The sequence below is a fragment of the Jiangella sp. DSM 45060 genome (genome assembly GCF_900105175.1).
In the GTDB taxonomy this organism is placed as follows: domain Bacteria; phylum Actinomycetota; class Actinomycetes; order Jiangellales; family Jiangellaceae; genus Jiangella.
In genome coordinates this window covers 5,094,553-5,106,697 of record NZ_LT629771.1, presented here as the reverse complement: position 1 = coordinate 5,106,697, position 12,145 = coordinate 5,094,553, and the positions used below count along the sequence as shown (strand labels likewise).

Genomic DNA, 12,145 nt, shown 5'->3' with positions numbered 1-12,145 from the left:
TCGTCGCATGCGCCCGGCTCGCTCATGGTGATGACCCGCGAGTCAGAGCAGGTCGCGCCGCCGCATCTGGGTCCACAGGACCCAGCCTGGCAGGATCGGCAGCCAGAACGACACGATGCGGAAGACCAGCACGGCGGTGACGGCCGCGGAGGCCGGGACGCCCAGAGTGCTGACGCCGGCGGTCAGCGCCGCCTCGACCGCGCCGAGGCCGCCGGGGGTCGGCACGGCGGTGCCGAGCGTGTTGCCGACCAGCTGGACGACCGCGAGCCCGGCCAGGTTCACCGTCTCGCCGACCGCCAGCAGGCAGGCGTAGAAGCAGAGGATCAGGCTCGCCGTCTGGCCCAGGATGCCGCCGACGGCCATCGCCAGTTTCCGCGGGTCGCTCAGCACGTCCAGCAGGCGGGGCAGGCCGCGCTCGGCGAAGTCGCTCCACAGCGTGCGCAGCCGCGACCGCACCGGCGGGATGATCGCGACCACCGACGCGGCCAGCAGCATCCCCAGGACCACGATCAGCGTGCTCGACGACGGCAGCCCTGGCAGCGCGTTGTACCCGGAGACCACCGCCAGCACGGCCAGCAGCGGGAACGTGACGGCGACCTGGGCGACCTGGTTGGCCGCGACGCTCGCCGCCGCCAGCGGCGCCGCCACCCCGGACTTCGTCAGCAGCCGGATGTTCATCGCGACGTTGCCGACCGTCGTGGGCGCCATCAGCCGCAGGAACCCGATCGCGACCTGGGCGCCGACGACGCGCCAGAACGGCACCCGCTCCGGCACGAAGCCGAGCAGGCCGAGCGCCATCGTCAGGTAGTTGGTGAACATCAGGCCGATCGCGAGGATCAGCCAGCGCCAGTCGGTGCGGTCCCACAACTCGGTGAACGACACGTCCGACAACTGGGTGCCGACCAGGTACACCGCGACGACCGTGCCCACGCCGGTGAGCAGCGACAGCGGCCGGATGCGCTGCAGCCGCAGCGGCTCGGCCGGGGCGCCGAGGCGGTCGACCAGGCGGTCGCGCAGCCGGATCAGCACCTCGCGGTGGCCCTTGACGTGCTGCCGGGTGCCCGGGGTCAGCGCGATCGGCTGCAGCAGCGGGATGGCCGCACGCAGCACGTCCGGGCCGAGCACCTCCAGCGCGGTGTCGACGACGCGCTCCGGGCCCGCGACGATGCTGGTGGCGGTGAGCGCCTGGGCGAGGTCGGTGCGCATGGCGATGTCGGTGGCCGCCAGCTCGCCGCCGGACGGGCTGAGCAGCCAGATGCGGCCGTCGTCGTCGGCGATGATGGTCCGCCCGGACAGCCGCCGGTGCGCGACCTGGCCGCGGCGCAGGTCGCCGAGCTGGCGCCACAGGTCGGTCAGCATGTCGTCGGTGACGTCGTCGGCGCTGAGATCGCCCAGCGCGGTGCCGTGCACGTAGTCGTAGACCAGCGCCGCGGAGTCGCCGTCGATGCGCAGGACGGTGCGCAGCTGCGGTGTGCGGGCGCCGGCCCGGGCCACGGCGAACGACTGCAGTGCGATGCGGTCGATGGCGTCGCGCAGCGTCACCGTCTGCCGCGGCAGCACCTCTTCGCGGGTGCGCAGCTGGTCGACCGTCCGGGCGATGGTGCCGGCGCCCTCGTGGTTGCGGTCCAGCACGAGCACGCTGTAGCGGGCCTCGGGGGTCTCGGCGGTGAGCCGGCGGTAGTCGCCGGACGGGTCGGCGCGCAGCGCCTTCAGCTGGTAGCCGGCCGCCTCGAGCGTCGCGGCGATCTTCTGCCCGCTCGGCGCCAGCGACGGCTGACCGCCGACGATGCGCACCAGCAGCCCGGCCGCGACGCCGACGCTGGTGGCGATCAGCAGGCCGCCGACGGTGGCGTCGCCCTGCAGCAGCTCGACGGCGTACGTGCCGGCGATCGCGAACAGCGCGACCTGCCGCAGCCGCCGAACGTCCAGCTGCGACACGACGGTGACGACGGCCACCAGCAGCGCTGAGTAGGCCGGCACCGGCGTGGCCTCGGCGCCGTCGACGATCGGGACCAGGCTGTCGTGCAGCCGCTGCGGCGCCGGCCCGGTCAGCCACTCGGACACCAGCGCGGCGGCGACCGACGCGGTGACGCCGGCCAGCAGCAGCTCGACGGTGGTGCGCACCCGGCCGCGGATCATCAGCACGGCGACCAGCACGATCGGGATGACGACGCCGGCCAGGTTCGCGGTGAAGTCGACGATGCCGACGATGCTGCCCGGCACCCGGGTGTTGAGATCGGCGAGATCCTCGGTGATCGCCGTCATCGTCCGCTCGGCGATGATCGACATCGCGACCAGGCCGGTGAGCACGCCGCTCACGATCAGCAGCGACACGACGTCGGCCGGTCGGCGGGTGCGGGGAGGCAGCGGCGGCTCGTCGACCACGATCTCGTCGGCCGACGTGTTGTCGCTGTCTCTGGGTTCTTTCATCGAAGGAGCATCGTCGCACGCCGGGACGCGCGCGGCTGTCAGGCACCATGGGCGGATGGACGACGAGTACGCCGAGGCCGTGCTGAGCGTGGTCGAGCGCATCCCGCCGGGCCGGGCCATGTCCTATGGTGCCATCGCCGACGTCGTGGGCGAGACGCTCGGCCGCGGCGGGCCCCGTCAGGTCGGCACCGTCATGTCGACGGTCGGCGGGACGGTGTCCTGGTGGCGGGTGGTGACGGCGGCCGGCCGGCCGCCGCGTGGGCACGAGGTCAGGGCGCTGACCGAGTTCGCCGCCGAGGGAACACCGTTGACGCGTGACGGCGAGCGGGTCGACCTGCGCCGTGCCGCCTGGTTCCCGGACTGACCAGCAGGACAGCCTCAGCCGGCCGCTGCCGTGCCGTGGTAGGTGGACCCCTCCCGGCCCGGGTGCGGCCCACCCTACGGGCGGGCACCGACACTCACAGCCGGTCGCCGTAGGTCTCGATCGCGTTGCGCGCCTTCACCCGGTCGCGGGTGGCCGGCGGCAGCGCAGTGAGCACGTGCAGTGGTTCGTCGAAGTCCCAGTGCGGGTAGTCCGAGCTGAACATCAGCGTCCGGTCGGCCCGGGCGACCTCGAGCAGCGCGTGGAGGTGGCTGCGCCGCTTCGGCTCGGGCAGCGGCTGGGTCGTGAAGCGCACGTGGTCGGCGACGTACTCGCTGGGCAGCCGCTTGATCCACGGCACCTCGTCGCGCAGGCCCTTGACGTTCTTGTCCAGCCGCCAGACGACGTCCGGGATCCAGCCGATCCCGCCCTCGGTCACGACGACCTTGAGGTCCGGGAACCGCTCGAAGACGCCGTGGCAGACCAGGCTGATCACGTTGGCCTGGAACACCTGGCTGAGGCCGGTGTGCCACTCGACGTAGTACGTGGGGGTGCCACCGGCCATCGGCGGCGACGTGCGGAAGATGCCCTCGCCGGAGTTGGGGTGCACGGTGATCGGGAGCCCGAGCTCGGCCGCGGCCTCGTAGATCGGGTAGTAGTGCCGCTCGCCCATGAGGATGTTCGTGAGCGGCAGCAGCACGGCGACGAACCGCTCGTCGCGTCCCGCTCGGCGGATCTCGCGGGCGGCGAGCGCGGGGTCCTGTGCGCCGACGACCAGCGTGCCGCGGTAGCGGTCGTCGGCGCCCAGCCAGGTCTGCGCCAGCCAGTCGTTGTACGCCGACGCGATGAGCGCGGCCGCGTCGGGATCGGGCAGGGCACCGAGCCCGAGCACCTCGCCGCCGATGAGCACGGCGCGGTCGATGCCGTGCGTGTCGAGCAGCTGCCGCGCCGAGAACGCCGGATCCGAGCCCGGCGCCGAGCCGTCGGGGGCGCGGGCGTCGTCGCGGAGCACGCCGGCCTGGTTGACGTAGAGCTGGTTGCGGGGGATCGACACCGCCTCGCGGTGGCCGGTCGTGGTCAGGTTGCGGCGGTCGTCGAGGCCGAGCCGGCGCTGCGCCGCCCGCGACAGGTGCGGCCGGAGCTCGCCCATGCCGCCCTTCATGATCGGGTGGACGTCGCAGTCGACCAGGCGGTAGCGGCTCGCCTCGGCGTCCTCGGCGGCCGGCTGGTCGAGGAGTTCGGTCATGGGGGCTCCCACCGTTGCGGGACGGTCGCGAAACCGTCAGAGTCATCCCTAGCAAATCGTTTGGCTCGACGATTGTCCAGAGAGTGGAGAACGGATGGACGTGCGCATCGGACCCGTGGAGGACGTCCGGCGAGACGGCTGCCGGGTGGTCGAGGTCGACGGCCGGCGGGTCGGCGTCATCAGTGTCGGCGAGGAGTTCTTCGCGATCGGCGACAAGTGCCCGCACATGGGCGCGTCGATCTGCGCCGGGTCGCTGAGCGGCACCCTCGTCGCCGCGGGCCCGCACGAGCTGGTCTACGGCATGGACGACCGGGTGGTCCGCTGCCCGTGGCACGGGTGGGAGTTCGACCTCGAGACCGGCCGGTCGCTGCTCGAGCCGAAGCGCGTCGGGTTGCGGACCTACCGGGTGACACAGCTCGACGGCGAGGTCGTCCTGCACACCTGACCGGCGGCGCCGTTCCGGGCGCCGTGGCGCCGGCGCCACGGGCGGTCGCGGGGTCTTGCCCCAGCGGCGGACACCCACTACGGTTCATGGCAATCGATTTGCGTGTGAGCGTCGTCACTTTCGTCGACCGGTATCCCCGCCATCCGAGGAGTCCGCATGCACGAGTTGAGACCCATGACCCGCCGTTCCCTGCTGGCCGGCGCCGGAGCCGTGGCCGTCGGCGCCACCGGGCTGGGCGGCGTCGCCCAGGCCGGGCGCCGGCCGCGCCGTCCCCGCAGCGGGTACCCACCGCTGTGGCAGCAGGCTTGGCAGAGGGGGATCGTCTTCGGGTCCTCCATCGCCACCTGGCAGCTCGACGCCGACTACCCGGCCCTGCACGCCCGCGAGGCCGGCCTGCTCTTCACCGAGGACGACCTGCTCTGGTACCAGCTCAAGCCGGGCCCGGACGCGCCGCTGAACTTCGTCCCCGGTGACCAGATCATCGGGCTCGCCGAGCAGAACGAGCAGCTGGTCATCGCCGCCCACCTCGCCTGGGACGAGGGATTCGGCGACGGCTGGACCGAGGACGACCTGTGGGGGCTGACGGCGGCCGAGGCCAGCGACCTGCTCTACGGCGTCATCGAAGCGGAGGTGGCGCACTACCGCGGCCGCGCCGACGGCTGGATCGTCGCCAACGAGGTGACCGACCCCTTCGACGCCGACGCGAACGGGTTCCGCACCAACGTGCCGTGGTACGCCACGATCGGGCCGAGCTACATCGGCGAGAGCTTCCACATCGCGCACCAGGAGGACCCCGGCGCGCTGCTGCTCATCAACGAGTTCGGTTTCGAGACCGTCAACGAGTTCGGCGACCAGCCCGGGCCGCGCCGGCAGGCGTACCTCACGGCGATCGACACCCTGCTCGACGACGACGTCCCGGTGCAGGCCGTCGGCATCCAGGGTCATCTGCTCGCCGACCGGTTCGCCACCAGGTTCAACGAGAACGCCTACCGCGCGTTCCTCGGCGAGATCGCCGACCGGGGCCTGCCGATCCTCATCACCGAGCTCGACGTCCTCGACGACGGCCTGCCCGCGGCGATCGGCCCGCGCGACCAGAAGGTGGCCGACGTCTACCGCCGCTACCTGGACGTCACGCTCGACGAGGAGGCCGTCAAGGTCGTCGTGGCGTTCGGCCTCACCGACCGCTACACCTGGCTCGAGGAGGACCAGCCGCGTCCGGACGGCGCCCCTCGGCGGCCGCTCGCCTTCGACGACGACCTGCAGCGCAAGCCGGCCGCCAACGCGATCAGCGCCGCCTTCGCCGCCGCGCCCTGCCGCGACCCCCTCTGGACCCCACCGAGAGTCCCATGATCATCAATGATCCGACCCCCTCTGGGTGGTTGGATCATTGATGATCATGGGGGCGTGACGGGCGGCGGACCGGTAGCCGGCGAGAGCGATCTCCAGGGCCCGCAGCCCGTCCTCGCCGGTCGCGCACGGGTCCTGGACCGCGCCCGCCCGGACCGACCCGGCGAACGCCGCGAGCATGGCGCGGTCGGCGTCCTCGGCGAACGACGCCAGTCGCAGGCCGCGCGGGCCGCCGTCGCGGACGGACACCACACGCAGCGACTCGGCCGCGTCGGTGAGGTCGAGCGAGCCCTCGGTGCCGACCAGGCGCAGGTAGAAGTCGTAGTCCCAGGGGTTGCCGTCCGGCACCGACCAGCTCGGGTCGACGCTGCCGACGGCGCCGTTGCCGAAGCGCAGCGCGAGCACCGCGACGTCGTCGACGCCGCGGTCCCAGAGCAGCGAGCCGGCCTCGGCGGAGACCTCGGTCACCTCGAGGCCGCTGACATGCCGCATCGCGTCGGTGACGTGCACCGAGTGGTCGATGAGCGCGCCGCCGCCGGCGGCGACCGGGTCGGTGATCCACGGCGGGTACGACGGCGGCAGTGGCGGGCGGCCGCGGTTGCCGCCCACCAGCCCGATCAGCTCGCCGAGCCGCCCGGCGCGCACCGCCGCCCGGGCCCGGCCGACCAGGGGCAGGAACCGCGACATGAACGCGACGTGCAGCTGCACCCCGGCCGCGTCGCAGGCCGCGACGATCGCGGACGCGTCGGAGACGGTCGTCGCGAGCGGCTTCTCGCACAGCACGTGCCGGCCGTGTGCCGCCGCGAGCTCCACGTGCGCGCGGTGGTCCACGGTGGCGCCGCACACGATGACGGCGTCGACGTCCGGCGCGGCGACGAGCGCCTCGGCGGACGCGACGAACGGGACACCGAAGTCGCGCCGGATCCACTGCGCGTGGGCGGGCACCGCGTCGTGGACGCCGGTCACCCGGACGTCCGGCAGCCCGGACAACGCGCGGGCGTAGGCCCAGGCGTGCGTCGTGTGGGCGGCGCCGAGGATCGCGATGCCGATCGGGCGCATCAGCCCTTCCAGGTGGTGAGGTCGACGGTGCGGCCGGTGCGGGCGGACTCCAAGGCGGCCAGCGCCGTGCGCACCGACTCCAGCGCCTCGGCGGCCGGCACCGGGGACGGGCCGCCGGTGCGGACCGCGTCGAAGAACGTCCGCAGCTCCAGCTCGAACCCCCGGTCCGCCAGCACGTCCCACCACTCGGCGTCGCCCTGGCGCGGGTACAGCACACCGCCCATCAGCTGGTCGTAGCTCCAGGACAGCCGGCCCTCGGTGCCGACGATCTCCGCGGCGAGCTTGAAGCCGCGAGCGGCCGGGTGCGCCCAGCCGCACTCGACGTGCGCGATGGCGCCGCTCTCGTACCTGATCGTCGTGAGTGTGTACGTCGCCGGTCCGGCGCCGCCGGCCGCGGCCATGCAGTGCACCCGGACCGCCGGGCTGCCGATGACCCAGCGGGCGTAGTCGAAGCTGTGCACGGCCTGGTCCAGCAGCGGTCCGCCGGAGCGCGCCGGGTCGGTCAGCCAGCCGGCCTCGCTCCAGCCCGGGAGCGCCGACGTGGTGCTGTGGGTCAGTTGCCGCACCGCGCCGATCTCGCCCGCGGCCACGCGGTCGCGGGCGCCGCGGTGGTCGGGCTCGAACCGCGACACGTGACCGACCATCAGCAGGCCCGGTGCGGCCGCCGCGGCCGCGACCACCCGGCGGGCGTCGTCGAGCGTGCGGGCCAGCGGCTTCTCGCAGATCACGTGCCGGCCGGCCGCCAACGCGGCGATCGCCGGGCCGGCATGCCGGTGCGGCGGGGTGCAGACGTCGACGACGTCGACACCGAGCTCCAGCAGGGAGCCGAGATCGCGCACCGTCTCGGCGCCGTGCTCGGCGGCGATCCGCTCGGCCTTCCCGGCCACCGGGTCCGCGACCGCCACCAGCCGGACGCCGGGCGACGCGCGGTATGCGTGCGCGTGGACGCCGGCGATCCGGCCGGCGCCGAGCAGGCCGACCGTCAGCTCGTCGCTCACCCCTTGATGCCCGTCACCGCGATGCCCCTGACGAAGTGCCGCTGGAAGATGACGAACACCAGGATCATCGGGAGGGTGGCGATCACCGACCCCGCGAACAGCAGGTTCCAGTCGGTGCGGTTCTGCACGACGAACAGCGCCAGGCCGACCGGAGCGGTGAGCTTCTCCGGGTCGGACATGATGATCAGCGGCCAGAAGAAGTCCTCCCACGCGCCCTGGAAGGTGAAGATCGCGTTCGCGGCGAGGGCGGGCGTGCACAGCGGCAGCACGACGCTCCAGAAGATCCGCAGCTCGCCGGCGCCGTCCACCCGGGCGGCGTCGAGCAGCTCGTCGGGGATCGAGAGCATGAACTGGCGCAGCAGGAAGATGCCGAACGCGCTGACCACGCCGGGCATGATCAGCCCCCAGTAGGAGTCGAGCCAGCCGTGCCCGCCGCTGCCCAGCCAGTCGTTCCCGCCGAAGAACGGGATGTGCTGGATGATGATGTAGTTCGGGATCAGCGTGACCTGGCCGGGCACCATCATCGTCGCGAGGAACAGCACGAAGATCACGTTGCGGCCCGGGAACCGCCGCTTCGCGAACGCGTAGGCGCACAGCGCGTTGAAGAACGTCTGCAGCACCGTGATCGCCACCGCCACGAACGCGCTGTTCGCGAACCACCGCCAGTCGCCGTGGCCCTGCGCCTGCTGCGCCTCGCTGAGCTCGCCGAGGTTCAGGAAGCCCTTGTAGCCGTCGAGCGTCGGGTCGTCGGGCAGCCACGTCGGCGGGTTGGCGAAGATGGTGCTGATCGGCTGGAACGACGCGCTGATCAGCCAGGCGAACGGCGCCACGAACAGGATCGCGACCGGGGCGAGGATGAGGTACGTCCCCAGCTTGGCCCGCAGCGTCACATGGTCCTTGTCGTGCGGGCCGCCCCGGGGTCGCTTCCGCTTCTTCGGCTGGGCCGCGGGCGGCGGCGCGAGCGCCGGGATCGTCTGCTCGTCCGTCACGTCGGTCACTCGGTTCCTCCGTCCCGGAACAGCCGCAGCTGCAGCGCGGTGAAGACGAGGAGCATCGCGAACAGGGCGAACGCGAGCGTGCTGGCATAGCCCATGTCGTAGTACTTGAACGCCCAGAGGTACATGTAATAGACCATCGTCGTGGTCCGGTTGACCGGTCCGCCGCTGGTCATGACGAAGATCTGGGTGAACACCTGCAACGAGCCGATGATGCCGATGACCAGCAGGAAGAGCGTCGTCGGGCGCAACAGCGGGATGGTGACGTAGCGGATGCGCCGCCACATCCCCGCGCCGTCGATCTTCGCCGACTCGTACAGCTGCGCGGGGACGGCCTGCAGCCCGGCGAGGTAGACGACCATCGAGAACCCGACACCGCTCCAGACGCTCATGAGGACGACGGCCGGCATGGCGAGGTCCTTGTCCGAGAGCCACAGCAGCGGCTCGTCGATGATCTTCGTCCGGAGCAGGTAGTAGTTGAACAGGCCGAACTCGCCGTTGTAGAGCCACTTCCACAGCAGCGCCGACACCACGAACGGCGTCACCACCGGCAGGTAGTAGGCGGTGCGGAACATCGCGCGTCCGCGGATCGGCTGGTTCAGCAGAAGCGCCAGGCCGAGCCCGATGATCATCGTCAGCGGCACCGAGGCGCCGGTGAAGTAGATCGTGTTGAGGACCGACTGGACGAACCGCTCGTCGTGGATCATGTCCTGGTAGTTCTGCGTGCCGACGTAGGGCTTGTCCGGCTCGATGATGCTCCACCGGTGGAACGTCAGGTAGAACGCGAAGATCAGCGCGGCCAGCGTGAACACCGAGAAGATGATCACGCCCGGTGCGATGAACACGTACGCCGACCGTTCTCGCCACACCCGCCGGAGGAGCCCGCTGCGCCGGCTGCTCCGGGCGTCCGTATCGGCCGGCGCCACCGCCCTCGACATTCGTCCTCCTCGGTCGTCAGCCGCGGGCGAGAATCGCCTCGGCCTGCTGTGCGGTGTTGTTCAGCGCGTCCTCGGCGCTCTGGTCGCCGTAGATCGCCTTGCCCAGCTCCTCGTTGAGCACGGTCTCGATCCGCGGGTAGAGCGGGTTGGCGACGGTGCTGGCGACGCCGCACGGCATGAGGTCGATGAACCCCTGCAGGACCGGCTTGGCCTGCGTGATCTCCTCGCCCTCGAGCAGCGACGTCAGCGGCGGCAGCAGCGTGCCCTCGGTCTGGTAGGTCATGCGCGCGAGGGTCTCGGGCCGGGAGAGGAACTCCATCCACAGCCAGGCGGCGTCGGGGTTGTCGGTCTGGTCCATCATCACCAGCGAGTCGCCGGCGATCGTGGTTTTGCAGCCGGCCTCGCCCTCGGGCAGCGGAGCGGTCGCCCACTTGCCCTCGATGCCGGGGAACTCCTCGGTGAGCGTGCCCGCGAACCACGCGCCGGCGATGTACATGCCGACCTGCCCCTCGGCGAAGGCGACCCGGCCGTCCCACGAGTTGGAGTTCAGGTAGTCCGGCGGGGCGTACTGGGCGAGGCCGATGTAGAACTCCGCGGCCTCGCGGGCCTCGTCGCTGGTGAACAGGATCTCGCCGTCCTCGCTCAGCAGGTCGCCGCCGGCCTGGTAGAGCCACGGGTACCAGTAGTAGGCGGACTCCGGCGCGAACATCTCGAAGCCGTACGTGCCGGCCGTCGAGTCGGTCAGCGCGGCGGCCGCCTCCTCGAACTGCTCCCAGGTCTGCGGCGGGCCGTCGAGCCCGGCCGCCTCGAACAGGTCGGTGCGGTAGAACAGGCCGGTCGTCTCGCCGCCCATCGGCAGGCCGTACATCGCGTCGTCGTAGGTGACGAAGGTCTTGAACGCCTCGACGTAGTCGTCGGGGTTCACCACCTCGCTGCGCTCGATGTAGTTCTGCAGGTCGACCGCGGCGCCGCGCGAGGCGTAGTCGGCGGTGTCGCTGGCGTTGACGTACGCGACGTCCGGGGCGTTGTTGCCCGCGATCCGCGTGGTCAGGACCTGGGCGGCCTGCTCGGCCGGGACGTTCTCGAACTCGATGGTGATGTTGGGCTGCTCCTCGTGGAACTCCTCGGCCAGCAGCTGCAGCTCCGGCTGGTTGCCGATCCACGAGAAGAACGAGACCGTCACGGGCTCGGACGGGGCCTCGACCGGGCCCTCGCCCTCACCCCGCGGCGCGGCGTCCGGCTCGTCGGACTCGCCGCCGCAGGCGGCCAGGACCACGGACGTGATCGCGATGGCGGCGACCGCTGTGGCCGCCCTACGGGACACCTTTATCCTCACCGAACCAGCTCCTTGCTCACTCCGGTATGCCGGATGCAAATCGTTTGGCTCTCTGGCGGGAAGCATCGTTGCCGGTGCGTCCCGTGTCAAGGGATAGAGGTGGTTCTCGTCACATGGACGTCACATTTTCATGCTTTCGTGACCGGCCGACGGGGCGGCGCCGTACCGGCGCCGGAAGGCCCGGCCGAAGTGCGACAGGCTGTTGAAACCCGACGCGTGGCAGACCTCGGACACCGACAGCGTGGTCGAGGCCAGCAGCGACCGCGCGAACCGCAGCCGGCGTTCCTGCAGGTAGAGCTGGAACGGTGTGCCCGTGTAGCGCCGGAACCGCTCGCTGAAGTAGTTCGCCGACAGATGGGCCCGGGTCGCGACATCGGCCAGCGTGATCGGCTCGCGGAAGTGGCGGTCGACGAACAGCACCGCGTCGCGCAGCTGGTCCTCGCCGGCCGGGCGACGCGCACGCGGGCCGCTGCCGACGTCGCAGCGCCGGGCCAGCTCGACGACCAGGCCGGCGACCAACGCCTCGACCAGCAGCGACGAGCCCAGGCGCGGCTGTTCGCACTCCGTCAGGAGGCGCCGCAGGTCGGGCTCCGCTGCGCCGAAGTCGTCGGTGCGCCAGGGGAACCCGTGCACCGACGGGCCGAGCGCGGCCAGCTGCCGCTCGACGACCGCCGGCTCGATGACGGTGTTGTAGCAGTCCAGCGGTTCCGGCCCGAGCACGTGGAACTCGTGGAGATCGGCCGGCGAGAGCAGGAACGCGCTGCCCGCGGCGATGGTGTGGCGCTCCCCGTTGAGCACGTGCTGGGCCGTGCCGGAGAGCACCAGGCACAGCTCGTAGTAGTCGTGCCAGTGCACGCCGACGGACGACAGCCGCTGCCGCAGGACCCGCGCGCCGAGGTCTTCCGGCAGCAGGGATTCGACGGTGTAGCGCGCGATCAGGTCGGTCATCGGTGTGCCTCGGTCGGCTCAAATCGATTTGACTCCCGTAGA

The 12,145-nt window shown here is 71.7% G+C and carries 11 protein-coding genes; 3 read left to right on the top strand and 8 right to left on the bottom strand.

The features are described 5' to 3' along the window. Positions 1-42 precede the first annotated feature (42 nt). On the bottom strand, positions 43-2,430 hold the full coding sequence (locus tag BLU82_RS22655) for a lysylphosphatidylglycerol synthase transmembrane domain-containing protein (RefSeq protein WP_157741201.1): 2,388 nt from the start codon (positions 2,428-2,430) through the stop codon (positions 43-45). 55 nt (positions 2,431-2,485) lie between these two features. Between BLU82_RS22655 and BLU82_RS22650 the strand changes: the two genes are divergently transcribed. Beyond that, positions 2,486-2,794, top strand: coding sequence for an MGMT family protein (locus BLU82_RS22650; RefSeq protein ID WP_069114348.1), 309 nt, complete (start codon positions 2,486-2,488; stop codon positions 2,792-2,794). A 94-nt stretch (positions 2,795-2,888) separates the two neighbouring features. Here BLU82_RS22650 and BLU82_RS22645 read toward each other — a convergent pair whose 3' ends face one another. After that, positions 2,889-4,037 (bottom strand): amidohydrolase family protein, encoded by a 1,149-nt coding sequence (locus BLU82_RS22645; RefSeq protein ID WP_092623299.1) that lies wholly within the window; start codon positions 4,035-4,037, stop codon positions 2,889-2,891. Positions 4,038-4,131: 94 nt separating this feature from the next. On the opposite strand from BLU82_RS22645, the gene BLU82_RS22640 reads away from it, so the two are divergent. Next, the gene (locus tag BLU82_RS22640; RefSeq protein ID WP_092623298.1) at positions 4,132-4,482 is read left to right on the top strand and encodes a Rieske (2Fe-2S) protein; all 351 of its coding nucleotides are present in this window, start codon (positions 4,132-4,134) and stop codon (positions 4,480-4,482) included. A gap of 156 nt (positions 4,483-4,638) precedes the next feature. Beyond that, positions 4,639-5,832, top strand: coding sequence for an endo-1,4-beta-xylanase (locus BLU82_RS22635; RefSeq protein ID WP_092623297.1), 1,194 nt, complete (start codon positions 4,639-4,641; stop codon positions 5,830-5,832). A gap of 3 nt (positions 5,833-5,835) precedes the next feature. Here BLU82_RS22635 and BLU82_RS22630 read toward each other — a convergent pair whose 3' ends face one another. From BLU82_RS22630 to BLU82_RS22605, 6 genes are all read right to left on the bottom strand, one after another. Then, positions 5,836-6,888 (bottom strand): Gfo/Idh/MocA family protein, encoded by a 1,053-nt coding sequence (locus BLU82_RS22630; protein WP_092623296.1) that lies wholly within the window; start codon positions 6,886-6,888, stop codon positions 5,836-5,838. Next, positions 6,888-7,886 carry a Gfo/Idh/MocA family protein gene (locus tag BLU82_RS22625; protein ID WP_172885679.1) on the bottom strand — a complete coding sequence of 333 codons (999 nt, stop codon included), beginning with the start codon at positions 7,884-7,886 and terminating at the stop codon, positions 6,888-6,890. The genes BLU82_RS22630 and BLU82_RS22625 overlap by 1 nt, the downstream gene beginning before the upstream one ends. Then, positions 7,883-8,884: a carbohydrate ABC transporter permease gene (locus BLU82_RS22620; protein WP_157741200.1), complete on the bottom strand. Its 1,002-nt coding sequence runs from the start codon at positions 8,882-8,884 to the stop codon at positions 7,883-7,885. Before BLU82_RS22620 ends, BLU82_RS22625 begins: the two co-directional genes overlap by 4 nt. Next, the gene (locus BLU82_RS22615; protein ID WP_157741199.1) at positions 8,881-9,726 is read right to left on the bottom strand and encodes a carbohydrate ABC transporter permease; all 846 of its coding nucleotides are present in this window, start codon (positions 9,724-9,726) and stop codon (positions 8,881-8,883) included. Before BLU82_RS22615 ends, BLU82_RS22620 begins: the two co-directional genes overlap by 4 nt. Positions 9,727-9,835: 109 nt before the next feature. After that, positions 9,836-11,143, bottom strand: a complete 1,308-nt coding sequence (locus tag BLU82_RS22610) for an ABC transporter substrate-binding protein (protein WP_092623293.1) — start codon at positions 11,141-11,143, stop codon at positions 9,836-9,838. Between the two features lie 132 nt (positions 11,144-11,275). Continuing rightward, positions 11,276-12,103, bottom strand: coding sequence for an AraC family transcriptional regulator (locus BLU82_RS22605; protein ID WP_092623292.1), 828 nt, complete (start codon positions 12,101-12,103; stop codon positions 11,276-11,278). Between the last annotated feature and the right edge of the window lie 42 nt (positions 12,104-12,145).